Raw genomic sequence first — 23,818 nt, forward strand, 5'->3', positions numbered from 1 at the left:
CCGCAAGGCGGTGAATTTCAAAAACGGCTTTTCGGTCAATCTCACCGATGAGATCAAGAGCAAACTGGAAAAGACCATTGCGGCGAAGGGTCATGCCTTCGCCCTAGAGGTGATGGACAAGCTGAAGGCGATGCGCCAGACGATCCAAGGCGCTGGGACCGATACTGCCGCGCGCGCGGCAATATTGCCGAATTTGGCCGAAATGGCACTGGAAATCAAAGGCATGGGCGGCATCTTCGGCTACCCTTTGCTCACCATGCTGGCCAAGTCGCTGAACGATTTTGTCGGCACGCTGGGCATGCCGAGCGATGCGCAATTTGAGGTCATCCGCATTCATGTCGATGCCATGTATGTGATGCTCGGCCAGCATGTCACCGGCAATGGCGGCGCCACCGAACAGACCATGATGGCGATGCTCAATCGCGCCATTGACAAGGTGGCCCAACCGCCGGCGCATTAAGCGCCGGCCGCATCCGGCATCAATCAACCTGGAATAGCAACCACTTCAAATATGCGCTTTCCGGCAGATGCGGGTGCACCGGATGATCCGGACCCGCACCGCCTTGCGCCAACAGCCTGCCCTCACGGCCCGCCAGGCTGAGGCCGGCAGCAACTTCCTTGGCAAACAGCTCGGCCGGCAGCAGATGCGCGCAGCAGGCCACAAACCAATAGCCGCCGGGCGCCACCAGCGGCACCGCCAGGCGCGCCAGCTTGCGATAGGCCCGGCTGCCTGGGCCAAGGTCCTTGCGGCTTTTGACAAAGTTGGGCGGGTCGGTGATCACCAGATCAAAACGCTCGCCAGCCGCGCCCAGGCTTTCCAGCCGTTCAAACGCATCCGCCTTCTCGAAGCGGCAGATGGCATCCAGGCCGTTTTCCGCCGCCGCCTTGGCCGCCAGCGCCACGCCCAGTTCGGAACGATCAATACCCAGCACCGCGGCAGCGCCACCCTTGCCAACAACGCCCTTGGCCGCGCGCAAGGCAAAGGCACCGGTATGGCAATAACAATCCAGCACCCGCGCTCCGGCACTCAGGCTGGCGATCAGGTCGCGCGCAAAACGCAGGTCGAAATACCAGCCGGTCTTTTGCCCGGCCAGCGCATCAAGCGCAAAGCGCAGGCCACCTTCTTCCACCAATGGCGCCGGCTCCAGCGCGCCATCGGCCAGCGCGATGGTTTCACCCAGACCTTCCAGGCGCCGCACCGGGCTGTCATTACGCAACACGATGGCGCGTGGCTTGAACTCGCTGCGCAGCGCATCGATCAGCAGCGGCGTGAGCTTCTCGGCCCCGGCGGTATTGGCCTGCACAACAAACGAATCGGCAAAGCGATCAATCACAAAACCCGGCAGGCCGTCGCCTTCGGCATGCACCAGGCGATAATACGGCTGTTCGAAAAAGTTGCGTCGACGCTCGGCTGCACGCGCCAGTTTGCCGGCCATAAACACGGCGTCTATGCGCGTTTCTATATTCCTATCAAACAATCGCACGGCGATTAGGGAATGCAGGTTGAAACTGCCCACGCCCAGCCCGCCGCCATGGGCGTCGTAAACCCGCACTGCTTCGCCCGGCGGTAGCGCCTTGGCAGTTGTATCAAGAACCAGTTCATTGGCGTAAATCCACGGATGGCCGCTACGAATACGGCGATCTTCACGCGGCTGCACGCGCAAGACGGGCATGTTTGAAACGGGCATGGACATATCCCCGAAAAGTGCTTAATCCAGCCGGTGCGATACTCGATAAACAGCAATAAAGCGAGAAGTTTCGATGTTCCAACTGCACGACCAGCTGCGGCGCGACACGTTTCCGATCTGTCGCATGAAGCTATGCCTCGTGCAAATCATGAATGACAGCCAGTTCCCCTGGCTGGTCCTGGTGCCGGCGGCAGAGAACCTGATCGAGATCGCCGACCTGAATGAAAAGCAGCGCAAACTGCTGATCAACGAAATCGCTCAGGCACAGCGTGTGATGAAAAACGTGTTCGGCCCCGACAAGCTGAATACCGGCGCGCTCGGCAATCAGGTTTCACAATTGCATGTGCATGTGATCGGACGTTTTCACAACGATCCCTGCTGGCCGCAGCCGATCTGGGGCAAGCTGCCGCCCAAGCCCTACGATCAGACCACCCTGCGCGCCATCATTGCCAAATTGCAAAACGCCTTCATCTCGCGTCTCTGAGCCATGCTGCCGGATGCTGCCTGGATCGAAGCCGTAGGCATTGCCGCCGGCTGCCTCACCACGCTGGCCTATCTGCCACAGGTGATCCAGGTCTGGCGCAGCCGTTCGGCGCGCGATGTTTCGCTGGGCATGTTTGTCCTGATGGTGGCGGGCCTTGTGCTCTGGCTCGGCTATGGCCTGCTGATCGGCTCTGTGTCGCTGATCCTGGCCAATGCCGTCACGCTGCTGCTGGCCGGCCTGGTGCTGATCGGCAAATTGCGGTTCGACAAGCCGGGCTGACGCGCTATAAAGGCGCATGCGCCGCCGCGACCTGCTGCTCTCGCCCTTCGCCCTCGCTGCCGCCGGCCTGGCCCTGGCGCCATCCGGTCGTCCGGCCCAGGCCCGCGTGGCCGGCGATGAATTGCGCTTTTTCCGCATCCTGACCGGCTCTGCCGCCACCACCGCATTTCCAATCGGCACGCTGGTGGCTTCGGCGATATCCAATCCGGCCGGCAGCCGGCCCTGTGATCGTGGTGGCTCCTGCGGCGTGCCCGGGTTGATCGCCGTGGCACTGACCAGCCCGGGCTCAGTGGCTAACATTGCCGCCGTAGCCAATGAATCGATTGAGAGCGGTTTTGCCCAGGCCGATCTGGTCTATTCCGCCTATAGCGGCGAGGGCCTGTATTTCCGCCGCGCCAAGCAGCCCAATCTGCGCGTCATTGCCAATCTGTATCCCGAAACCGTGCATCTGATCGCCCGGCGCGACAGCGGCATCCAGGATATCCGCGACCTGGTGGGCAAGCGGGTGTCGATTGATCGCGCCGGCTCCGGCACACGCTTCAATGCCGAGATCATCCTGAATGCCTATGGCGTGCGGCTGAGCCAGATCAAGGCTGCCGAGCTGGATCCGGGCGATGCCGCCGACCGGCTGGCTGCCGGCGAGATTGATGCCTTTTTCCTGATCGCCGCCTATCCCGCAGCCGTGGTGGCCGACCTGACGCAGAAGGGTATCGCCACCGTGATCCCGCTGGCCGCCCGCGCCATTGAGGCGGCGCTGAAGCGGCATCGTTTTTTCAGCCGCGAAGTGATTGCAGCCAACAGTTATGCCGGCGTGCCAGAAACCGAAACCCTCAGCATCGGCATGCAATGGGTGGTTTCGGAAACTGCCAATGCCGAATTGATCTACGACATTGTCGCCGCATTATGGCAGCCGGCCAGCCGCAAGCTTTTGGATGGCGGCCATATCAAGGCGCAGCAAATCCGCCGCGAAACCGCCCTCACCGGCCTCTCGACGCCGCTACATTTCGGCGCCGAGCGCTATTACCGCGAAGTCGGCCTGCTCAGTTAGTTGGTGTTTTCCAGCGGCGTTTCGGCCTCGGCAGCCTGGCACCATTCGCGCATCGCCGGATGTGCCAATACCGCATCACTGTAGGCCTGGCTAATGGCATCCAGCGCCAGGCCATAGGTGCGGAAGCGCGTTACCACCGGCGCGAACATACAATCGGCAATGCCGAAACGACCAAACAGGAAATCGCCGCCGGCACCAAAACGCTGCCGGCAATCGCGCCACACTTCCTGCACACGCGCCGCATCAGCCCTGGCCTCGGCGCTGCCCTGATCGGGAAAACGCCGCGAAATATCCATGGCATAGTCGCGCCGCATCGCCATGAAGCCGGCATGCATCTCGGCTGACACGGCGCGGGCGGTGGCGCGGGCATCGGCGGCATCCGGCCACAAGCCAGCCGCCGGCTGGCGTTCGGCGATGTATTCGCAGATCGCCAGCGAATCCCAGATCCGCAGCGTGCCATCGATCAGCAGCGGTAGCTTGCCGGAAGGCGAATGGCGCAGGATTTCGGTCTTGGTTTCGGGCCGGCGCAGGCCAACCAGCACTTCGTGAAATGGCAGGCCGGCGGCTTTCAGCGCGAGCCAGGGGCGCAGGCTCCAGGAGGAATGGTTCTTGTTGCCAATCACCAGGGTAAGTTCAGTCATTCTATCCGTCTCCGGCTTTTGCCATGTCCCCTGGCCGCTTATAAATTGTCGGATGTTATTGCGCCAGACCGGAGCCAGCCGTGACCCAGCCGCTGATTGACAAAAGTGCCAAAGCCGCGCCGCTTGCCTGTTTCACCGCTGCCGGCTGGGAATTGGCCGCCAAGCGTGAACCGGCCACCACCCGCGCCTGGGCCGCTGCGCAGGGTTTCAGCGCCAGGCCGGGTCAGGTGCTGCTGCTACCCGATGCCAGCGGCAAGCCGCAGCGTGCGCTGGCCGGATTGCCGGAGCCGGCAGATCTCTGGTCCTATGCCGCAATCGCTGCCGCCTTGCCGGCGGGTGACTACCAGTTCGCCACCGCACCCGCCGACCCGAGCGCCGCCGCGCTGGGCTGGGCCCTGGCCTTCTATCGCTATGAGCGGTATCGCAAGCCGGCCGGCAAGGCGGCGGCGCGGCTGGTCTGGCCCGCCGGTGCAAACCAGGCCAGGGTGCGCGCGCTTTACGATGCCATCGCACTGGCGCGTGACCTGATCAATGCGCCCAGCAACGATATGGGCCCGGCCGAACTGGCCGAAGCGGCGCAAAATGTGGCCAAACAGCACAAGGCGGAATGCCGGGTGATCAGCGGCGATGCGCTGCTGAAGGCCAACTACCCGCTGATCCATATGGTGGGGCGTGCCGCCAGCAAGGCGCGGGCGCCGCGCCTGATTGATCTGCGCTGGGGCAAGGCCGGGGCGCCAAAGCTGACCCTGGTGGGCAAGGGGGTCTGCTTCGATAGCGGCGGCCTTGATATCAAGCCATCCTCCGGCATGCTGCTGATGAAAAAGGATATGGGCGGCGCCGCAATCATGCTGGGGCTGGCCCAGGCAATCATGGCGCTGAAACTGCCGCTGCGGCTGCGGCTGCTGATCCCGGCAGTGGAGAATGCCATCTCCGCCGATGCCTTCCGGCCCGGCGATATTGTGAAAAGCCGCAAGGGATTAACCGTCGAGATCGGCAATACCGATGCCGAGGGCCGGCTGATCCTGGCTGATGCCCTGGCCGAGGCAGATGGCGAAAAGCCCGATCTGCTGCTGGATGCCGCCACGCTGACCGGTGCTGCCCGGGTGGCGCTGGGGCCAGACCTGCCGGCCTTGTTCAGCACCGACGATACCCTGGCCGAGGCCATGCTGGCGGCGGGCCGCGCCGAAGCCGACCCATTCTGGCGCCTGCCGCTGTATACGCCCTACCGTGAGTATCTCGACAGCAAGATCGCCGATATCAACAATGCCGGCGATACGCCCTTTGCCGGCTCGATCACCGCCGCCCTCTTCCTGCGTGATTTTGTTACCGAAACAAAGGCCTGGGCGCATCTTGATGTCTATGCCTGGACGGCACGGCCAAAAGCCGGCCGGCCAGCCGGCGGCGAAGCGATGGGCTTGCGCGCATTGCTGCATATGCTGGAGCGGCATTTCCGCTAGAGCGAGCCATTCCAAAACACTTACCCTACCTGTGGCGGCATGCCGAAACGCAATTCTGTAGTTGCGCGCAATTTATATCCAAAAAAGACACTCATTTATCAAAGACATACGAATCATAGCCATTACCCGGAAAAGTTTTGGACCGGATATTATTACGGCTTGCATTCCATACGATCCGCTTTAAACGTGATGAATACTTATCATTAGTAAGTATAAGACAACCAGTAACTATCCCCGGGAGAGGAAGTTTCCCCGAAGATGCCCAAGCGTTCAAAGAATATTCTTGTCGGCAGTATCGAAATAGGCCGACGCCTGCGCGGTGCAGTCCTGGATCGAGCGCAAGCCTTGGGCCTCAGCCTGAATCAAGTCGCCGTTGCAATGGGCCGCGATGAAAGCACGCTGCGTGCCTGGTTTCGTGGCAGCAACCGCATGACTTTTGAAGATGTTCTGCAATTGGAAAACTACTTCGCCGAGCAAGGCCATCCCGGCCTGATTGACGATCTGCGCCCGCCGCACAGCCAGTCGCAATGGCGCCTGCAAGAGCAGCCGCTGGAAGCCCTGCGCAGCCCGGCCGAGCAGGCCTTGCTGCATGCTGCCTATAATCTGCTCGATAACAACGAGGAACCACGCGCACCGCTTAGCCTGCTGGCGGATTACGGCCTGCTGCATCGTGCGCAATTGCATCTGTTGCTCAGCGGCACAGCCTATCCGGTGCATTGCGGGCCGGATGCCCCGCCTTCGCCAATGGGCCGCCTGCTGCCGGGCCGTGACCCGCTTGACCAGCCCGATCCCGGTTTTGCCCTGGCATTGCAGCGGCATCTGCTCGGCCTGGAAAGCCGGCGCCGGCCGCAATTGCACAGCCTCAGTTCGGCCGATACCCGGCAGCGTTGCCTGACCGTGCGTATTTCGCCGCGTTTCGTCATCACCTTCCCGCTTGAGCAGGAGCAAGCATGAAACGCAAGAACAACAACCCGCCGCATCCGATGGATATTCAGGTGGGCCAGCGCCTGCGCGCCGCCCGCCTGCTGGCCGGCTTCAGCCAGAGCAAGCTGGGCGACCATGTTGGCCTGACCTTCCAGCAGATTCAGAAATATGAAAAGGGCATGAACCGCATCGGCGCCAGCCGGTTGCAGCAATTCGCCCAGTTGCTGAATGTGCCGGCAGCGTATTTCTTTGAGCAGCAATTCGATGCCGGCATGGCGGATATCTGCGCCGGACAACAGCCCGCACCCGGCTTTGCCGAACCCCTTGTGACCGTGCTGCGCAGCGACCAGACCCGCGACCTGATGGAGCATTTTGACCGCATCCAGAGTGAGGCGATGCGCGCCAGCATCCTGCATCTGGTGAAAACCGCCGCCAATTATGGTGGCGCCGAGCTGGGCTGAGCCGAACTATGCGATGCGCAGATTGCCGGCAGCGACCATGGCGGCAATTTCCTCGGCGCTGTAGCCCAGTTCCACCAGCAGGTCGGCGCTATCCTCGCCCACCTGCGGCGGCGAGCGGCGCAACGGCAGGCGGCCATGGCCTGCCGCATCACCATCGGCCAGGCTGCCAAACTGCATCGGCAAAGCCGGCAGCCGGGTTTCGCGGCCATCCGGCATGGTCAGCGGCAGCAGCCCGCCGGAGTGATTCAGATGCGGGTCGTCAAACAATTCCTCGGGCCGCGTCACTGGCGCGAATGGCAGGCCATGCGCTTCCAGCTTGGCAACCAGTTCAGCCTTACCATAGCCGGCGAAACATTCCGCCAGGCGCGGGATCAGCCGCGCCCGCGCCATAACGCGCTGGCTGTTGCTGGCCAGGCTCTGGTCGGCATAAAGATCCGGCAGATCAAATGCCGCGCAGAAAATCTTCCACTGGCTGTCGCTCACCACGGCAACAAAAACCTGCTCGCCATCGCGCACGCTGAACAGATCGTAGATGCCCCAGGCCGAGATGCGGTTTGGCATCGGCGCCGGCGCCTGGCCGGTGACGGCAAATTGCGCCATATGCTGCGCTACCAGGAAGATATTATTCTCGAACAGGCCGCTTTTGACATACTGGCCCAGGCCGGTGGCATCGCGCTGGCGCAGGGCAGCCAGGATGGCGATGGCGGCGAACATACCGCCCATGATGTCGTTGACCGAAGAACCGGCGCGCAGCGGCCGGCCCGGCGGGCCGGTCATATAGGCCAGGCCGCCCATCATCTGCACCACTTCATCCAGTGCCGTGCGGTCCTCGTAGGGACCAGCCAGGAAACCTTTCAGCGAACAATAGACCAGGCGCGGATTACGCTGGCTCAGCGCCGCATAACCGAAGCCCTGGGCATCCAGCGCGCCAGGGCGGAAATTTTCCGTCACCACATCGGCGCTATCGATCAGCCGCAGCAATGCCGCCCGCCCGGCATCGCTTTTGCTGTCGATCGCCAGGCTGCGCTTGTTGCGGTTGAACATGATGAAAAAGCCGGCCCCGGCACCCACCAGGCGGCGGGTATTGTCGCCTTCCGGCACCGGCTCGATCTTGATCACCTCGGCGCCGAGATCAGCCAGCACCAGGCCGCAGGTTGGCCCCATCACCATATGCGAGAATTCCACCACGCGCAGGCCGGCCAGCGGCAATGCAGCGGATGCAGATTGCGGATCAATGCTCATTATTGCCTCAGGCCCGTGCCGCGCGGCGCGCCAGTTTGTGGCTGTACATCATCTGGTCAGCGGCAGCCAGGGCGCTGCCGGGGTCCTCGCCAGCCTTGAGCGGATAGACGCCATAGGCGGCATCCAGCGGCAATACCTTGCCTTCCCAATGCAATGGCCGACGCTGGATCGCGGCGGCAAGCTGATCGGCTTTCTCGCGGCCCTGCTGGGCATCGGTCTCGGCCAGGATGACGCCATATTCATCGCCGCCCAGCCGCGCCACCACATCGGTATCGCGGGTGGCGTCCAGCAATATCTGGCCCACCTGGATCAGCGCGGCATCACCCGCAGCATGGCCGAATTTGTCGTTGATGTCCTTGAGGCCGTTGAGATCGAAGTAGATCAGGCAGGAGGCGCGGCCAAAACGCTCGACATGCGCCATGGCGCGGCTCAGTTCGCGCACAAAGGCGCGGCGGTTATAAAGCGGCGTCAGCGTGTCGCGGTCGGCCAGGCGTTCCAGATCGGCCAGACGCAGCTTGGTGCGGTTCAGTTCGGTGCGCAGATGATCCACCTCGCGCATCAGCGCCATCACCGCATCGCGCACCCGCGGCGTCAGTTCGGTTTCGGGAATGCCCATCACCGTGGCGGTGGCAGCGGGATTAGCGCCAGCCGGCGCCTGGGCATAGGCCGCAGCCCCGGCAGCGGCCGGGCGGGCCACGCCCTGCCCCGCGCCGCCCGGTGAAATGGGCGCGCCGGCACCTGCTCCAATGCCGGGCAAAGGATGGCGGTCGTCAATCCTGGTCATGCGCGATGGTCCATGCGCGCGGTAACTCCGGCCAAGACAGGGTCAATATGCGCCCATATATGAGCCTAGTTCGTTAACAAAGGATAGTCGGGCCGCGCTTTACATCACCCTGCCCGGCCCTATAATCCCGCGCTTCCCGCACACGCCAGGAAGGAACAGGCATGGCGAGCCCGCGTACCAGTCGCAAATCCGGCAAGGCCGCCCCAGCCAAGGCGCCCGAAAACAAAATGCCGGCGCGTAAAAGCACCCTTGCCACCCGCGCCCCGCTGGTTGGCATCATCATGGGCAGCCAGTCGGATTGGGCCACCATGGGCCATGCCGCCGATATCCTGGCGGCGCTGAAAATTCCGGCCGAACACCGCATCGTCTCGGCGCATCGCACGCCTGAGCGGCTTTATGCCTATGCCTATTCGGCTGCCGAGCGTGGCATCCAGGTGATTATCGCCGGCGCCGGCGGTGCAGCGCATCTCCCCGGCATGGCGGCGGCGATGACGCATCTGCCGGTGCTGGGCGTGCCGGTGGAAAGCAAGGCGCTCAAGGGCCTGGACAGCCTGCTCTCGATCCAGCAGATGCCGGCCGGCATCCCGGTCGGCTGCCTGGCCATCGGCAAGGCTGGCGCAATCAATGCCGGCCTGATGGCCGCTGCGATTCTGAGCTTGCAGGATGAAGCCCTGGCCACGCGGCTCAAAGCCTGGCGGGCCAAGCAGACCAAGGCGGTGAAATTGCAGCCGCGCGACGAGGCCTGAGGGTGGCCGCGCTTCCTCCCGGCAGCCGCATTGGCATTCTCGGCGGCGGCCAACTTGGTCGCATGATCGCGATGGCGGCTTCGCGGCTGGGCTATCGCTGCCATATCTATGCGCCGGAAGCTGACCAGCCGGCGGCGCAGGTGGTGGCCGATGTCACCCGCGCCGACTATGCCGATATCCAGGCATTGCAGGATTTTGCCGGCAAAGTTGATGTGGTGACCTACGAATTCGAGAATATCCCGGTGGAGCCGGTGGCGGCCCTGGCCGATCTGGTGCCGGTGCGCCCCGGTGTGGCAGCGCTGCGCATCACCCAGGACCGCCTGTTCGAGAAGGATTTCTGCAATCGGCATGCTGCGCCCACCGCGCCCTATCGCGCCGTCAGCAGTGTGAAGGATCTGGAAGCAGCGATTGACGCGCTCGGCCTGCCACTGATCCTGAAAACCCGCCGCATGGGCTATGACGGCAAGGGCCAGCGCCGCATCGACAGCCGCGAACAGGCCGCACAGGCCTTCGCCGAACTGCGTTCAGACCTGCTGATCGCCGAAGGCTTTGTGCCGTTCCAAAAGGAAATCTCGGTGGTGCTGGCGCGCAGCCTGGATGGCGCCCTGCAATCCTTCGGCGCGGTGGAGAATATTCATCGCAATCATATTCTATGGCGCAGTTTTGCCCCGGCCGGCATTGATGCCGCCCTGGCCGCCGAGGCCGAGGCGATGGCGCAGCGGCTGGCGGTGGGCCTGGATTATGTCGGCGTGCTGGCGGTGGAGATGTTTGTGGTGGATGGCCGCGTGGTGGTCAACGAAATGGCGCCGCGTGTGCATAATTCCGGCCATTGGACTTTGGATGCGGCGATCACGTCGCAATTCGAACAGCATGTGCGCGCAGTTTGCGGCCTGCCGCTGGGCAGCGCCGAGCGCCTGGCTGATGCGGTGATGGAAAACCTGATCGGCGACGAGATCGATGCCTGGCCCAAGCTGCTGGCCGAACCCGCCAGCAAGCTGCATCTCTATGGCAAGGCCGAGGCCCGGCCGGGCCGCAAAATGGGCCATGTCACCCGCCTGTATCCGCTGGGGCAACGCCCATCAGCGGAAAGCTGATAGCTAAATCAAGGCGTTAACCACATCTCATCCCGGCTTGGACTCTGGCGCGCCGGCACGCTATATTAATGTCCAGATTTTCCGGGTTGCCGAGAACGGCGACCGGCTTCGCGGTTGGCACAGAATGCTGCCGGCATGTCGAAGTTAGGAACAGAAGTTATGGCAACCATCGACACCTCTACCGGCAGCGCCGCGCAACAGGCCCTGCTGCGTTTGCAGAATCCTTCCGACCAAGCCGCTGGCAGCGATAACCGCACGGTTGGCAACCAGCGCAATACGCTGAACCAGGGTCCGGTCAATGCTGCCACGGCGGCGGCACAGCGCCCCGGCATTGCCGATACCGGCAATGCCGCTGCGGAGCGCCCGCGCCCGGCTGAAGCGGCGCGGAACAACAATGCGCCGGGCCAGGGCTTTGGCGATGCCACACGGGTGGATATCCGCTCGGCCGGCAATAACCCGGGCCAGCCCCAGGCAGCCAATGGCAACATCCCGGCCGAGCCGCGCAATAACGATCAGCGCAGCGGCGTGCAGATCAATTTCAGTGCCAGCGGTGCGGTGAACACGTCGAACAATCCAAACCAGGCCGGCCGTAATCTCAGCCTGTCGGTTTGATCTCTGCCGCCAATTCAGCAAAAAGCCCGGGGCTAGCCCCGGGCTTTTTCGTTTCAGGCGCGGCGAAACAGTCGCAGCGGGTTGGGTAGCCGGCTACCCAGGCTTTCGAGCTTGCCGCGCGCTTTCTGAATCTGCATCACATTGTCGATGCGGCGCATGAGAAATTCGCGCGTGGCTGTGAAGCCTGGCGTCTTGTCATCCAGCCACACCAGCAGCGTGGCGCTATACACCCCGGCCAGCAGCAGGCGCTTGGTGTAGAAATTGAAATCCGTGGCGGTATCGCCGGCGGCATACCAGATCGCATCCACTGTGCGGTAGAGCTGGCTCAGGAAACGTGGTGCCAGATGTGGCTGCGCCGCCAGGGTCAGCGCCCGGCGCACCGCCTCGCGCTGCGGCGCGGCGATTTCCAGCCGCAGCATGATCGCCAAAGCCACGCGCTCGCGGATTTTCAGCTTTGCGCCATGCTGTGCTTCAAAAGCCGCCACCATGGCCTGATCGGTTTCACGCACCCAGAAATCCAGCGCCTGCAACGCCCCGCCAGGAAAGGCGCGGCTGACCAGCCCGGCATCCAGACCGGCATCGCGTGCCGCAGCATTCAACGCCACGACGCTCCAGCCATCAAAGGCAACATGCGGCAGCATGGCCGCCAGCAGAGCGCGCTTCTCCTGCAACAGATGCTCGGTCTCGCTCATGTCTCACTCTCCTCAGGCCGTGTCGCCGGGCCTTGCGGCGGCGTTCTGTGGCGCATCTCACTCTCGAAGATCAGGTCGCTCAGATCACGCATGCGCTGCGGATAAAGCATGCCGTCCAGATGATCAAATTCATGCTGAACCACCCGGGCATGCCAGCCGCTCACCTCGCGTTCCAGCCGCTGGCCATCGGGCAGGATGCCGCTGTAGCGGATATGGGTGTAACGCGGCACCAGCCCGCGCAAGCCCGGCACCGACAGGCAGCCTTCCCAGGCCATGTCCTGCGCCTCGCCCAGCTTCTCCCAGGTCGGATTGATCAGGCGCACCAATTCGCGCTGGCCCTCGGCATCCGGCGGCGTGATGAACACCGCCACGCGCAGGCCAACATGCACCTGCGGCGCCGCCAAGCCCTGCCCCGGCGCATCGAACATGGTCTCCACCATGTCGTCCACCAGACGCAGAATTTCCGGCGCCGCCGGATTCGGCACCAGGGCCGCAGACTGCGCTAGAATCGGATGGCCCATGCGGGCGATTTTCAGGATGGCCATGGCTGGAATCTAGGCCAATCCATGCCGTCGGGCGAGGCTCGAAGCGGTTTACTGCGGCATTTTGGCGCCATTCAAGCCCGATAAACTGGCAAAAACCCAGCAATCCCGGGAAAAAATCATCACTAAAACCCGCTTCACAAAGGGGGTTGGGCATGTTACAAGCCCAACCTCGCCGGGTTGCCTCGGGCCTCGGCCACGGAATTTGACGGCCAAAACACCTAATTCGACGCCCGGCTCTAAAGACCAGGACGCCGGAAGCGACTGAAAGGAATGACCAGACGTGCAAGTGCTCGTTCGTGATAACAATGTCGACCAGGCTCTCAAGGCGCTGAAGAAGAAGATGCAGCGCGAAGGCATTTTCCGCGAGATGAAGCTGCGCGGCCATTATGAGAAGCCGTCGGAGCGCCGCGCGCGCGAGAAGGCCGAGGCAATCCGCCGCGCCCGCAAGCTGGCCCGCAAGCGCGCCCAGCGCGAAGGCACCGCTGCCTGATACCTGCCGGGAGCCCCAGGCTCCCGCGCCATAGCGTCATTCAGACGCAGGCAAAGCCGCCCTCCCAGGAGTGACTCTCCCGGGGCGGCTTTTTGTTTTACTATCAGCCGATGGTCACCGCCCTCTCCCTGTTGCTCGGCTGCCAGCTTGTTGGCGAATTGCTCGCTCGCGCGCTTGGCCTGCCGCTGCCCGGCCCGGTGCTGGGCATGGTGCTGCTGTTTGCCCTGCTTTTGCTGCGTGGCGCGACCTGGCAAACCACCGCCTTGGCCCAGGCGCTGAACCAGACGGCGGATTTCCTGCTCAAACATCTGTCACTGCTTTTTGTGCCGGCCGGTGTTGGCGTGGTGCAGCATTGGGCTTTGCTGGAAGCGCATCTATTGCCGCTGCTGCTCACCCTGGTGCTCTCCACCCTGCTGGCGCTGCTGGCCGGCGCCGGCGCCTTCATGCTGGTGCGGCGCTGGCGCGGCGGGGATGACACGGATGCGGCAAAGCCATGACTGCGGTCAGTGATATCTGGGTCTATCTGGCGGCCTCGCCGCTGCTCTGGCTCACCCTGACCCTGGCGGCCTATGCCGTAGCAAGCTGGTTTGCCGCACGCATGCACCATGCGGCCTGGGCCAACCCGGTGGCGCTCAGCATCTGCCTGCTGATCCCGGTTCTGCTGCTTACCGGCACGCCTTATCCCAAGTATTTCGAGGGCGCGCAGTTTGTGCATTTCCTGCTCGGCCCCACCACGGTGGCCCTGGCCGTGCCGCTTTACCGCCACCGCGCCGTGGTGCGCCGTGCCGCCGCGCCGATGGCCGCGGCTTTGATCACTGGCGCCGTGGTTGCTGCCGGCTCGGCCTTGCTGCTGGGGCGCGCCTTTGGCCTGGATAACGCTCTGCTGGCGGCACTGGCACCGAAATCCGCCACCGCGCCGATTGCCATGGCCATTACCGAACGCCTGGGCGGCCTGCCTTCGCTGACCGCCGCCATGGTGGTGCTGACCGGGCTGGCCGGCGTGCTGCTGGGCCTGCCGCTGCTGAACCGGCTGACCCGCGGCAGCGATGCTGCCTATGGCCTGGCGCTGGGTCTCAGCGCCCATGGCATCGGCACCGCTCGCGCCTTTCAGCGCAGTGAACTGGCCGGCACCTTTGCCGGTATCGCGCTGGGCCTGACCGGGCTGCTTACCGCCCTGCTGGTGCCGCCGCTGTGGCAGCTACTGGCGCCATGAGCCGGCCTGGCATAGACTCGGCGCAAAGTCGTCTCGGGAGGGTGACAGTGGGGCAAGCCGACCTGCTGCTTCAAGGCCTGGAATATATTGATCAGGGCATCAGCGTATTTGATCGCGACCTTGTGCTGGTGGCCTGTAATCAGCATTACGCCGCGCTTTATGGCTTCCCGCCCGAATTGTGCCGCCCCGGCACCAGCGTGGAAGCAATCTACCGCTACAATGCCGAGCGCGGCGAATATGGCCCCGGCGATGTGGAAACCCTGGTACGGGACCGGCTGGAACTGGCCCGCCGCTTCCTGCCGCATCGGCTGGAACGTACACGGCCGAATGGCGTGGTGCTGGATATTCGCGGCACGCCGCTGCCCGGTGGCGGCTGGATCACCACCTATACCGATGTGACCGAACGGCGCCGGGCGGAAGATGCGCTGCGGCAGGCACGGGACGACCTGGAAGAGATGGTCCGGCGCCGCACGGCTGACCTGGCACAGCGCGAAAGCGAATTGCTGCGGCAGAACCGCATGCTGGATGTCATCGTTAACAATGTGAGCCATGGCATCTCGCTGTTTGACCAGAATCTTGATCTGGTGCTGTGCAATCGGCGCATGCTGGAAATTCTCGACCTGCCGGATGAGTTCGCCATCCCCGGCACACCGATTGCGGCGCAGTTCCGCTATAATGCCGAACGCGGCGAATATGGCCCTGGCGATATCGGCGAATTGGTCAGCCAGCGCGTGAAGCTGGCCTTGCGCTTCGAGCCGCATCGGCTGCAACGGATGCGGCCGGATGGCCGGGTGATCGAAGTGATCGGCAACCCGGTGCCGGGCATCGGCTTTGTCACCACCTATTCCGACATTACCGAATTGCGCCGCGCCCAGGACCAATTGCGTGATGTGGCTGAAAGCCTGGAGCGCCGCGTGGCCGAGCGCACCGAAGCGCTAACCCGCGAAGTGGAGGAACGCCGCCGTGCCGAGCGCGAGTTGCGCCGCGCCAAGGAAATGGCCGAAGTGGCAAGTCGCGCCAAGAGCAGCTTCCTGGCCAATATGAGCCATGAATTCCGCACGCCGCTGAATGCCATCATCGGCTTCTCGGAAATGCTTTCGGCGCGCTATTTCGGCGAATTGAACGGGAAACAGCAGTCCTATGCGGAGGATATCCACAAATCCGGCCGCCATCTGCTGCAACTGATCAATGATGTGCTTGATCTGGCCAAGATCGAGGCCGGCAAGATGGAGCCGCATCCGGCGCCGCTGGAGCTGGATCACAGCCTGGCCGATTGCCTGGACCTGATCCGGCCGGAAGCCGACAAGGCCCAGGTGCTGATCAGCGCCGAATTGCCGCAGGATTTGCCGCTGCTGATGGCCGATGAACGCATGCTGCGCCAGATGCTGCTCAACCTGCTGAGCAATGCGGTGAAATTCACCCCGCCCGGTGGCCGTATCCATGTTGCCGCCAGCGCCGCGCCCGGCCTGCTGCGGGTCAGCGTGGCTGATAGCGGCATCGGTATGGCGCCGCATGAGATCAAGGTGGCGCTGGAACCTTTTGGCCAGATCAATGAAGGCGCCCGCAACAGCCTGCTCAGTCGCGGCCAAACCGGCACCGGCCTCGGCCTGCCGCTGGTGAAATCCCTGGTCGAACTGCATGGTGGACGGCTTGAGATTGAAAGCCGCAAGGGCGAAGGTACCACCGCCATCCTGGTTTTTCCTGTTCAACCCGTGCGCTGACCTCCCCCCATGTTCAATTACCTTGTTGCCACGCTGCGGCGCTGCCGCCGGCTGTTCCTTGATCTGGTGAAAATCATGCTGCCGGTGATGCTGGCAGTGAAGCTGGCCGAGGAAGCCGGCTTGATCACACAGGCGGCGCGTGGCCTTGATCCAGTAACACAACTGATCGGGCTGCCGCTGGAAGCCGGCATTATCTGGGTCACCACCGCCCTGGTAGGCATCTATGGCGGCGTGGCGGCCCTGATCGGCCTGGCCGGCCAGATGCAGTTGACCGAGGCACAGCTTTCAGCCCTGTGTGCCATGATGCTGTTTGCCCATTCGCTGCCGGTGGAACAGGCCATTGTGCGCCGCGCCGGGGCCAGCTTCTGGCTTACCACTTTGCTGCGCGCCGGCACCGGGCTGGGCTATGGCGCCGCCATCGTTGCCGTTTCGCGCCTCACCGGCTGGCTGGATCAGCCGGCCAATCTGCATCATCTGGCGGCACCGGCCAGCCAGGATGCCGGCTGGCTCGACTGGGCCATTGGCGTGGCGCAAAGCTTTGCCATGATCTTCGCCATCATCCTGCTGCTGCTGATTTTGCTGGATGTGCTGGAGCGTAGCGGCATCACTGCTCGCATCACCCGCGCGCTGGAGCCGTTACTGCGGCTTTCCGGCCTGGATGCCCAGGTGGCGCCGGTCACCACTGTGGGTGTGCTGCTGGGCCTGACCTATGGCGGCGGGCTGATCATCGAGCAGGCGCGTGAGCAGAATATTCCGCCCCGGCCCCGTTTCCTGGCACTGGCCTGGCTGTCGCTGAGCCATGGCCTGATCGAGGATACGCTGCTGATGCTGGCGATGGGCGGCAACCTGTGGGTCATCCTGGTGGGCCGCGTGCTGCTCACGCTGCTGATCGTGGCGTTGCTGGCAAGGCTGCTGCAAGCCCTGTCGGATGATCAGGTGCGGCGCTGGTTTGCGCCAGCCTGAGCGCCGAACTGAACACTGCGCCGATGCCAAGCAGCACCGGCCCCTCGGCATCAGAGAGGGCCAGGCCGGCGAGTAGCCCGCCCAGGCTGCCATGCCAGACCTGACGCCCCGGTCGCGACACCGAAGCCAGCGCCACCACCGGCATGTCAGGCGATAAGCCCTCGGCGATCAGCCGCCGGGCAATCTCCGGCGCAGTGCGGCCGCCCATGTAAAACATCAGCGTGGTTTCCGGATCGGCCAGGCCGCGCCAGTCAATATCCGCCGGCAATGCGCCTTGACGCGAATGGCCGGTGACAAAGCGCACCGAATGTGCCGCCTGACGATGGGTCAGCGACACACCAAGCTCGGCAGCGGCTGCCAAAGCAGCGGTGACACCCGGCACCACACGCACCGGAATACCGGCGGCGCGCAATGCCTCGATCTCCTCGCCGGCACGGCCAAAGATCATCGGGTCGCCGGATTTCAGCCGCACCACATTTTTGCCCTGGCGCGCCAGCTTGATCATCAGCGCGTTGATATCATCCTGCTTGCACGAGGCCCGGCGGCCACGCTTGCCCACCAGCAAACGCTTGGCCTCGCGCCGCGCCAGTTCCAGCACATCGTCGGAAACCAGATCGTCGAACAGGATCACGTCAGCGGCCTGCAAGGCGCGCATTGCTTTCAGGGTGAGCAATTCTGCATCACCCGGGCCGGCGCCCACCAGCGTCACCTCGCCGGCTGTTGTCTCGGCCGGTTCGGCCAAGGCCAGGATCTCGGCTGTATCCGGCAATGGCCGGGTGAAAGCCTGCTCGGCAAAACGCCGCCAGAAACTGCGCCGCGCCGCCTTGTCCGGCAGCAAAGCAGCGATACGGCCGCGCAGGGCTTTGGCTGCTGCTGCCCAGGCACCAAGCGCCAGCGGCAGGGCGGTTTCGATACGGCGGCGCACCGCCTGGGCCAGCACCGGCGCGGCGCCGGCTGTGGCAATACCGATCACCACCGGCGAGCGATTGACGATGGCGCCGAATTGCACATCGCAGAAGGCCGGTTTGTCGATGATGCAGCACAGCGCCCGCGCCGCATGGCAGGCGGCCTGCAACATGGCGCATTCATCCAGGCCATCAATATCCGCCACCACCAAAGCAGCGCCGGCCAGATCGCCGGCCTGCCAGTTTTGCAATTGCAGCAGATCAGCACCGGCAGCGGCCAGCAACTCGGCTTTCCATGCCGCAGCCTCGCTATTGCCGATCACCACGGCGCGGCGATTCTGCAGATTTAGAAACAGCGGCAGCACGGCCAATGGCGCGATGCGCGCCGGGCTGGCTTCAACCGGCTTTCTGCTGGATTCTATCGGCATCGATAAGCCTCCGGATTTCGCTGCGACAGGAGCCGCAATTGGTGCCGGCGCGCAGAGCCACGCCAACCGCTTCCACATCCACGCAGCCGGCATTGATACTGGCCACAATCTGATTGACGCCGATTTCAAAACAGGCGCAGACGATGGCGCCGCGATCCGGCTGTTCGGCACCGGCGCGCCCGGCCAGCAGGCGCAGCCGCGCCGCCGGATCAAGTTCAACTGCTTCAAGTTGCTCGGCAGCCCAGGCGCGCGACACCGCCACTGGCTCGGGCGCCACAAAAAACGCTCCCAGCAGGCGGCCATCGCGGAAGGCGGCGAAACGATGCTGCGCGCCAGCCGCATCGTGATAGGCCAGCATCTCCACATCACCAGCGCCGAACAGCGCCCGGGCATAGGCATCCCAATCATCCGGCAAAGCCGTATCGGCCAGCTCCACGCGCCAGCCGGCCTTGGCCGGCGCCAAGGCCCAATAGCCTGCTTCCAACTGCGCCGGCTTTTCTGCCAGCACAGCAAAGCCATACCAGGCGGCGCGATAGGGCAGCGCCCGCACCGGGGTGAATTTCAACTCCGGCTGACCTGACAACGCATCGCGATGCGGCGCGATCAGCGCATCAACCCGGGCCTGTGCGCTGTATTGCCCGGTCCAGTGCAGCGGCACAAATACCGAGCCCGGGCGCTGGTCTGGCGATAGCAGCGCGCGCGCCACCACATGACCCAGCGGGCTTTGCAACCGCACCAGGCTGGCCGGCAGGATGCCAAGCGCTGCGGCATCGGTCGGATGCAGTTCCACAAAGGGTTCGGCGATATGGCTCATCAGCCGCGCCGTCTTGGCGGTACGGGTCATGGTATGCCACTGATCGCGCACCCGGCCGGTATTCAGCACCAGCGGATAATCCTCATTCACTGCGGCGCACGGCGCCGTCTGGCGCACCGGCACCAGCCGCGCCTTGCCATCCGGCGTATAGAAACGCCCATCGGCGAAAAAGCGTTCACCGCCCCATTGGAACGGCGCCAGCGCATCATATTCAGCCGGACTGATACTGCTCAATTGCGCAATATCAAAATCCCGGCTGCCGGCATTTTCTGCGCCCGAAAGCGCCGCATGCTCGGCGAAGATCGTGACGGGATTTTCATAGGCGAAAGCTTCGCTCCAGCCCATGCGCCGTGCCACCTCGGCAAAAATCCACCAATCCGGTTTCGCTTCGCCCGGCAGCGGCAGGAAAGCGCGCTGGCGCGAAATGCGGCGTTCGGAATTGGTCACCGTGCCATCTTTCTCGCCCCAGGCAGCGGCTGGCAGCAACAGATGCGCCAGCGCCGTTGTATCCGTGTGGCGCACCACATCGGAAACCACCACAAAGGGGCAGGCCCGCAAGGCATCGCGCACCGCATCGGCATCGGGCATTGAATCGACCGGATTGGTGCCGGCGATCCACACCGCCTTCACCTTGCCGGCCTGCACAGCCTGGAACAGATCAACCGCTTTCAGGCCCTGGCGCGCGGCGATGGCCGGCGAAGCCCAGAAATCCTGCACGATGCGACGATGCGCCGGATTGTCGATCTCCATATGCGCGGCCAACTGGTTGGCCAGGCCGCCCACTTCGCGCCCGCCCATGGCATTGGGCTGGCCGGTGATCGAGAATGGCCCCTGCCCCGGCCGGCCGATGCGGCCGGTGAAAAGATGGCAATTCAGGATCGCATTCACCTTGTCAACGCCATGGCTTGACTGGTTGACACCCTGGCTGAATCCGGTAACCACCCGTTCGCTGCGGGCGAACAGGGCGTAGAATTGCTGAAGCTGTGTTGCGCTGAGCCCGGTGGCGCGCGCAGCTTCCGCCAGACCATCCTGGCGTGCTGCCGCCAGGGCTGCCTCGGCGCCCGTGGCATGGTGGGCCAAGAATTCTGCATCCATGCGGCCATCGGCCGCCAGATGACAGAGCAGGCCGTTGAACAAGGCCACATCCGAGCCTGGCGCAATCGCCAGATGCAGATCAGCGAATTGCGCCGTCATGGTGCGGCGCGGATCAACCACCACCACCCGCATCTCGGGCCGCGCCTGCCGGGCCGCTGCCAGGCGCTGGAACAGCACTGGATGGCACCAAGCCAGGTTGGAACCAACCAGCACCACAAGATCGGCCAGTTCCAGATCGGCATAATTCACCGGCACGGTATCGGCACCAAAGGCGCGTTTATGGCCCACCACCGCCGAGGCCATGCAGAGCCTGGAATTGGTGTCGATATTCGCCGCACCGACATAGCCCTTCATCAGCTTGTTGGCGACGTAGTAATCCTCGGTGAGAATCTGGCCCGAAACATAGAAGGCCACCGCTTCCGGCCCGTATTCTTCAATCACCTGGCGGAAGCGCGCGGCGGCGGTATCCAAAGCCACATCCCAGGATACTCGTTCGCCATGCAGCAAAGGATGCAGCAGGCGGTCATCCAGGCTCAGGGTTTCGAGCAATGCCGAACCCTTGGAGCAGAGCCGGCCAAAATTCGCCGGGTGATCCGGATCACCCCGCAGGCTAAGCGCGCCATCCTGTTGGCGCGAAACAATAACGCCGCAGCCAACACCGCAATAGGGGCAGGTGGTGCGGGTTTCCGTTGTCATGCGGCGCGGGCCAGCAAGGCCGCCAGCCCCAGCAGGATACGGCTGCCTTGCAGCTTTACCGGCACGGTTTTTGTGCAGCCCTGATCGGCGCCCTGAGCCGCGCCGGTTTCCAGGCTGATCAGCCAGTTATGCAGCGGGCAATTCACCGCATGGCCCTGCACAATGCCCTGGCTCAGCGGCCCACCCTTATGCGGGCAGCGATCTTCCAGCGCGAAGACGGCATCATCCTGGGTGCGAAACACGGCGATATCGCCAGCCGGCGATTTCACCACCCGGGCACCCCGGCGCGGAATGTCATCCAGCTGGCCGATATCAAGCCATTCATCCTGCATCATGGTCATTGCACCACCTCACGCACCGAAAGATCGGCCATCGGCTTGAATTCATGCGCATAAGCGCCGGCCACGCGCTCGGCCCAGGGATCAATCTGGGCAAAGGTTTGCGAGAACACAAAACGCGCATTCAATTCACGGCGACGCGGCAAATCCTGCACCACCTGGGCCTTGATACTGTCAAGACCAACGCGGGCGACCCATTTGTGGATACGGTCGAGATAATGCGCCTGTTCGCGATAGAGCTGCATCAGCGCACCGACGATCTCGATCACCTCGCCTTCGCTCTCGGCCTTGCAGAACAAGACCGTGGCCTTCACTTCCAGGCCGGCAGCGCCGGCGATATGCAGCTCATAGCCGGAATCGACGCAGATCACGCCGATATCCTTCACCGTCGCCTCGGCGCAATTACGCGGACAGCCGGAAACCCCCATCTTCACCTTGTGCGGCGTCCAGCTGCCCCAGGTATATTGTTCCAGCTTGACGCCAAGGCCGGTGGAATCCTGGGTGCCGAAGCGGCACCATTCGGTGCCGACACAGGTTTTCACCGTGCGCAGGCCCTTGGCATAGGCATGGCCGGAAACCATGCCGGCGGCATTGAGATCCGCCCAGACGCCGGGCAAATCCTGCTTCTTCACCCCCAGCAGATCGATGCGCTGACCACCAGTGACTTTCACCGTTGGAATGGCGAACTTGTCCACCACATCGGCGATGGCACGCAATTCCTTGGCCGAAGTGACGCCACCCCACATACGCGGCACCACAGAGTAGGTGCCGTCCTTCTGGATATTGGCATGAGCGCGCTCATTGATGAAACGCGACTGGTAATCGTCGGTATATTCACCCGGCCATGTGGCGAGCAGGTAGAAATTCAACGCCGGGCGGCATTTTGAACAGCCGCAGGAGGTTTTCCATTCCAGTTCCTGCATCACTGCCGGCATGGTCTTGAGCTGCTTGGCGATGATCAGGCGGCGCACATCGTCATGCCCCAGATCGGTGCAGCCGCACATCGCCTTCACCACTGCCGGCTGATAGCTATCGCCCAGCGTGACGGCGAGCAACTGCTCCACCAGCCCGGTGCAGGAACCGCAGGAGGCCGAAGCCTTGGTATGCGCCCGCACCGCATCGAGCGTCGCGTGGCCGCCCTCCCGGATCGCCGAAACGATCTTGCCCTTGCATACGCCGTTGCAGCCGCAGATTTCCGCATCATCCGGCAAGGCTGCAACGGCCGCCATAGGGTCCAGCGGGGCACCTCCCGCAAAACCCTGGCCGAAAATCAGCGTTTCACGTAATTCGGCAATATCGCGCCCTTCGCGCAACAATTGGAAAAACCATGCGCCGTCGCCGGTTTCGCCATACAGCACGGCGCCGATGATGCGGTTATCCTTCAGCACCAGCCGCTTGTAGATGCCGCGTGCGGCATCGCGCAGCACAATCTCCTCACGATCCTTCGCCTCGGCGAAATCACCGGCCGAAAACAGATCGATGCCGGTCACCTTCAGCTTGGTTGCCGTGACCGAACCGGCATAGGCCGCCGCCGCATCACCGGCCAGTTGCGCCGCCGCCACCTTGGCCATTTCATAAAGCGGCGCCACAAGGCCATAGCAGATGCCGCGATGTTCAACACATTCGCCGACGGCAAGAATGTCAGGGTCATCCGTCACCATATGGTCATTGACCACCAGGCCGCGGCCAACAGTGAGGCCGGCCTGCTTGGCGAGCATGGCATTGGGGCGGATGCCTACTGCCATCACCACGATATCGGCCGGCAATTCGCGGCCATCATCCAGGCGCACGGCTTCAACCCGGTTTTCGCCGAGAATGGCGTGCGTATTGGCCCGCGTGATCACTTCGATGCCGCGCGCCTCGATGGCGCGCTGCAACAGATAGCCGGCCGCCGGATCAAGCTGACGCTCCATCAGCGTTGGCATCAGATGCAGCACGGTCACTGCCATGCCGCGTTCAGCCAGGCCTGCCGCCGCTTCCAGCCCGAGCAGGCCGCCGCCGATCACCACGGCACGGCTGCCCGGCCGGGCCGCCGCCGCCAGCATCTTGTTCACATCATCCAGGTCACGATAGGCCAGCACGCCGGGCAGATCGCTGCCCGGCAGCGGAATGATAATCGGCAGCGACCCAGTCGCCACCAGCAATTTATCGTAGCCCAGCACCGTGCCGTCATGGGCATGCACCTGCCTGGCGGCGCGGTCTATATTCACCGCCTTGCGGCCCTTGAGCAGAGTGATGCCGTGGCTGGCATACCAGGCATCATCGTGGATCAGAATATCCTCGTAGCCTTTTTCACCCGATAAAACCGGCGACAGCATGATGCGGTTATAGTTGACCCGTGGTTCCTCACCCAGAATTGTGATTTCGTAGCGGCCCGGATCGCGTTCGAGTAATTCCTCCAGCACGCGCCCGGCCGCCATGCCGTTGCCAACAACCAGCAGCTTCTGTTTCATGGCGC

At 63.5% G+C, this 23,818-nt stretch carries 25 protein-coding genes; 15 read left to right on the plus strand and 10 right to left on the minus strand.

What is annotated here, in order from left to right; translation table 11 throughout:
• Window positions 1-460: hypothetical protein (locus tag KBB36_RS09865; protein ID WP_290979547.1), on the plus strand; the 460-nt coding region annotated here is incomplete at its 5' end.
• 19 nt (window positions 461-479) lie between these two features.
• Here KBB36_RS09865 and KBB36_RS09870 read toward each other — a convergent pair.
• The gene (locus tag KBB36_RS09870; RefSeq protein ID WP_290979550.1) at window positions 480-1,688 is read right to left on the minus strand and encodes a class I SAM-dependent rRNA methyltransferase; all 1,209 of its coding nucleotides are present in this window, start codon (window positions 1,686-1,688) and stop codon (window positions 480-482) included.
• Window positions 1,689-1,761: 73 nt separating this feature from the next.
• On the opposite strand from KBB36_RS09870, the gene KBB36_RS09875 reads away from it, so the two are divergent.
• From KBB36_RS09875 to KBB36_RS09885, 3 genes are read left to right on the plus strand one after another with little or no spacing between them, the layout of a single operon-like run.
• A complete protein-coding gene (locus KBB36_RS09875) occupies window positions 1,762-2,172 on the plus strand; it encodes an HIT family protein (RefSeq protein WP_366933180.1) in 411 nt (136 codons plus the stop codon).
• Between the two features lie 3 nt (window positions 2,173-2,175).
• Window positions 2,176-2,451, plus strand: coding sequence for a SemiSWEET family sugar transporter (locus KBB36_RS09880; protein ID WP_290979556.1), 276 nt, complete (start codon window positions 2,176-2,178; stop codon window positions 2,449-2,451).
• A 16-nt stretch (window positions 2,452-2,467) separates the two neighbouring features.
• A complete protein-coding gene (locus tag KBB36_RS09885; RefSeq protein ID WP_290979559.1) occupies window positions 2,468-3,499 on the plus strand; it encodes a TAXI family TRAP transporter solute-binding subunit in 1,032 nt (343 codons plus the stop codon).
• Here the strand turns inward: KBB36_RS09885 and KBB36_RS09890 are convergent.
• Window positions 3,496-4,140, minus strand: a complete 645-nt coding sequence (locus KBB36_RS09890) for a glutathione S-transferase family protein (protein ID WP_290979564.1) — start codon at window positions 4,138-4,140, stop codon at window positions 3,496-3,498. The two genes, KBB36_RS09885 and KBB36_RS09890, sit on opposite strands and share 4 nt — an antisense overlap.
• Before the next feature lie 80 nt (window positions 4,141-4,220).
• Here KBB36_RS09890 and KBB36_RS09895 point away from each other — a divergent pair, with 80 nt between their 5' ends.
• The 3 genes from KBB36_RS09895 to KBB36_RS09905 all read left to right on the plus strand — a co-directional run bounded on the left by KBB36_RS09895 (window position 4,221) and on the right by KBB36_RS09905 (window position 6,982).
• Window positions 4,221-5,597, plus strand: a complete 1,377-nt coding sequence (locus tag KBB36_RS09895; RefSeq protein WP_290979566.1) for a M17 family metallopeptidase — start codon at window positions 4,221-4,223, stop codon at window positions 5,595-5,597.
• Between the two features lie 429 nt (window positions 5,598-6,026).
• The gene (locus KBB36_RS09900) at window positions 6,027-6,551 is read left to right on the plus strand and encodes a hypothetical protein (RefSeq protein WP_290979569.1); all 525 of its coding nucleotides are present in this window, start codon (window positions 6,027-6,029) and stop codon (window positions 6,549-6,551) included.
• Window positions 6,548-6,982: a helix-turn-helix transcriptional regulator gene (locus KBB36_RS09905; protein ID WP_290979570.1), complete on the plus strand. Its 435-nt coding sequence runs from the start codon at window positions 6,548-6,550 to the stop codon at window positions 6,980-6,982. The genes KBB36_RS09900 and KBB36_RS09905 overlap by 4 nt, the downstream gene beginning before the upstream one ends.
• Window positions 6,983-6,988: 6 nt before the next feature.
• On the opposite strand, the gene KBB36_RS09910 is transcribed toward KBB36_RS09905, so the two are convergent.
• Both KBB36_RS09910 and KBB36_RS09915 read right to left on the minus strand, forming a co-directional pair.
• Window positions 6,989-8,224 (minus strand): CaiB/BaiF CoA-transferase family protein, encoded by a 1,236-nt coding sequence (locus KBB36_RS09910; protein ID WP_290979573.1) that lies wholly within the window; start codon window positions 8,222-8,224, stop codon window positions 6,989-6,991.
• Between the two features lie 7 nt (window positions 8,225-8,231).
• Window positions 8,232-9,008 (minus strand): GGDEF domain-containing protein, encoded by a 777-nt coding sequence (locus KBB36_RS09915; RefSeq protein WP_290979576.1) that lies wholly within the window; start codon window positions 9,006-9,008, stop codon window positions 8,232-8,234.
• A 227-nt stretch (window positions 9,009-9,235) separates the two neighbouring features.
• Between KBB36_RS09915 and purE the strand changes: the two genes are divergently transcribed.
• The 3 genes from purE (at window position 9,236) to KBB36_RS09930 (ending at window position 11,460) form a co-directional block, all read left to right on the plus strand.
• Window positions 9,236-9,754, plus strand: a complete 519-nt coding sequence (gene purE / locus KBB36_RS09920; RefSeq protein ID WP_290979769.1) for a 5-(carboxyamino)imidazole ribonucleotide mutase — start codon at window positions 9,236-9,238, stop codon at window positions 9,752-9,754.
• A 2-nt stretch (window positions 9,755-9,756) separates the two neighbouring features.
• On the plus strand, window positions 9,757-10,848 hold the full coding sequence (locus KBB36_RS09925) for a 5-(carboxyamino)imidazole ribonucleotide synthase (protein ID WP_366933181.1): 1,092 nt from the start codon (window positions 9,757-9,759) through the stop codon (window positions 10,846-10,848).
• 159 nt (window positions 10,849-11,007) lie between these two features.
• On the plus strand, window positions 11,008-11,460 hold the full coding sequence (locus KBB36_RS09930) for a hypothetical protein (protein ID WP_290979579.1): 453 nt from the start codon (window positions 11,008-11,010) through the stop codon (window positions 11,458-11,460).
• Window positions 11,461-11,513: 53 nt separating this feature from the next.
• On the opposite strand, the gene KBB36_RS09935 is transcribed toward KBB36_RS09930, so the two are convergent.
• Both KBB36_RS09935 and def read right to left on the minus strand, forming a co-directional pair.
• Entirely contained in the window at window positions 11,514-12,152 is a 639-nt protein-coding gene (locus tag KBB36_RS09935; protein ID WP_290979582.1) for a COQ9 family protein, read from the minus strand.
• Window positions 12,149-12,697 (minus strand): peptide deformylase, encoded by a 549-nt coding sequence (def, locus tag KBB36_RS09940; protein ID WP_290979584.1) that lies wholly within the window; start codon window positions 12,695-12,697, stop codon window positions 12,149-12,151. Before def ends, KBB36_RS09935 begins: the two co-directional genes overlap by 4 nt.
• Before the next feature lie 280 nt (window positions 12,698-12,977).
• Here def and rpsU point away from each other — a divergent pair, with 280 nt between their 5' ends.
• The 5 genes from rpsU to KBB36_RS09965 all read left to right on the plus strand — a co-directional run bounded on the left by rpsU (window position 12,978) and on the right by KBB36_RS09965 (window position 17,084).
• Window positions 12,978-13,187 (plus strand): 30S ribosomal protein S21, encoded by a 210-nt coding sequence (rpsU, locus tag KBB36_RS09945; protein ID WP_290979586.1) that lies wholly within the window; start codon window positions 12,978-12,980, stop codon window positions 13,185-13,187.
• A gap of 110 nt (window positions 13,188-13,297) precedes the next feature.
• Window positions 13,298-13,684, plus strand: coding sequence for a CidA/LrgA family protein (locus KBB36_RS09950; RefSeq protein WP_290979589.1), 387 nt, complete (start codon window positions 13,298-13,300; stop codon window positions 13,682-13,684).
• Window positions 13,681-14,400 carry an LrgB family protein gene (locus KBB36_RS09955; protein ID WP_290979592.1) on the plus strand — a complete coding sequence of 240 codons (720 nt, stop codon included), beginning with the start codon at window positions 13,681-13,683 and terminating at the stop codon, window positions 14,398-14,400. The genes KBB36_RS09950 and KBB36_RS09955 overlap by 4 nt, the downstream gene beginning before the upstream one ends.
• A gap of 47 nt (window positions 14,401-14,447) precedes the next feature.
• Window positions 14,448-16,121, plus strand: a complete 1,674-nt coding sequence (locus KBB36_RS09960) for a PAS-domain containing protein (protein WP_290979595.1) — start codon at window positions 14,448-14,450, stop codon at window positions 16,119-16,121.
• Window positions 16,122-16,130: 9 nt separating this feature from the next.
• Complete coding sequence (locus KBB36_RS09965) at window positions 16,131-17,084, plus strand: nucleoside recognition domain-containing protein (RefSeq protein ID WP_290979598.1); 954 nt, start codon at window positions 16,131-16,133, stop codon at window positions 17,082-17,084.
• Here the strand turns inward: KBB36_RS09965 and cysG are convergent.
• Genes cysG through nirB form a run of 4 tightly spaced genes read right to left on the minus strand, consistent with a single transcriptional unit; the run spans window position 16,999 to window position 23,813 of the window.
• On the minus strand, window positions 16,999-18,417 hold the full coding sequence (gene cysG, locus KBB36_RS09970) for a siroheme synthase CysG (RefSeq protein WP_290979601.1): 1,419 nt from the start codon (window positions 18,415-18,417) through the stop codon (window positions 16,999-17,001). The two genes, KBB36_RS09965 and cysG, sit on opposite strands and share 86 nt — an antisense overlap.
• Window positions 18,386-21,022 (minus strand): nitrate reductase, encoded by a 2,637-nt coding sequence (locus KBB36_RS09975; RefSeq protein ID WP_290979603.1) that lies wholly within the window; start codon window positions 21,020-21,022, stop codon window positions 18,386-18,388. The genes cysG and KBB36_RS09975 overlap by 32 nt, the downstream gene beginning before the upstream one ends.
• On the minus strand, window positions 21,019-21,354 hold the full coding sequence (nirD, locus tag KBB36_RS09980; protein WP_290979775.1) for a nitrite reductase small subunit NirD: 336 nt from the start codon (window positions 21,352-21,354) through the stop codon (window positions 21,019-21,021). The genes KBB36_RS09975 and nirD overlap by 4 nt, the downstream gene beginning before the upstream one ends.
• A 5-nt stretch (window positions 21,355-21,359) precedes the next feature.
• Window positions 21,360-23,813, minus strand: a complete 2,454-nt coding sequence (gene nirB, locus KBB36_RS09985) for a nitrite reductase large subunit NirB (RefSeq protein ID WP_290979606.1) — start codon at window positions 23,811-23,813, stop codon at window positions 21,360-21,362.
• Between the last annotated feature and the right edge of the window lie 5 nt (window positions 23,814-23,818).

The organism is Ferrovibrio sp. (assembly GCF_017994015.1).
Lineage (GTDB): Bacteria > Pseudomonadota > Alphaproteobacteria > Ferrovibrionales > Ferrovibrionaceae > Ferrovibrio.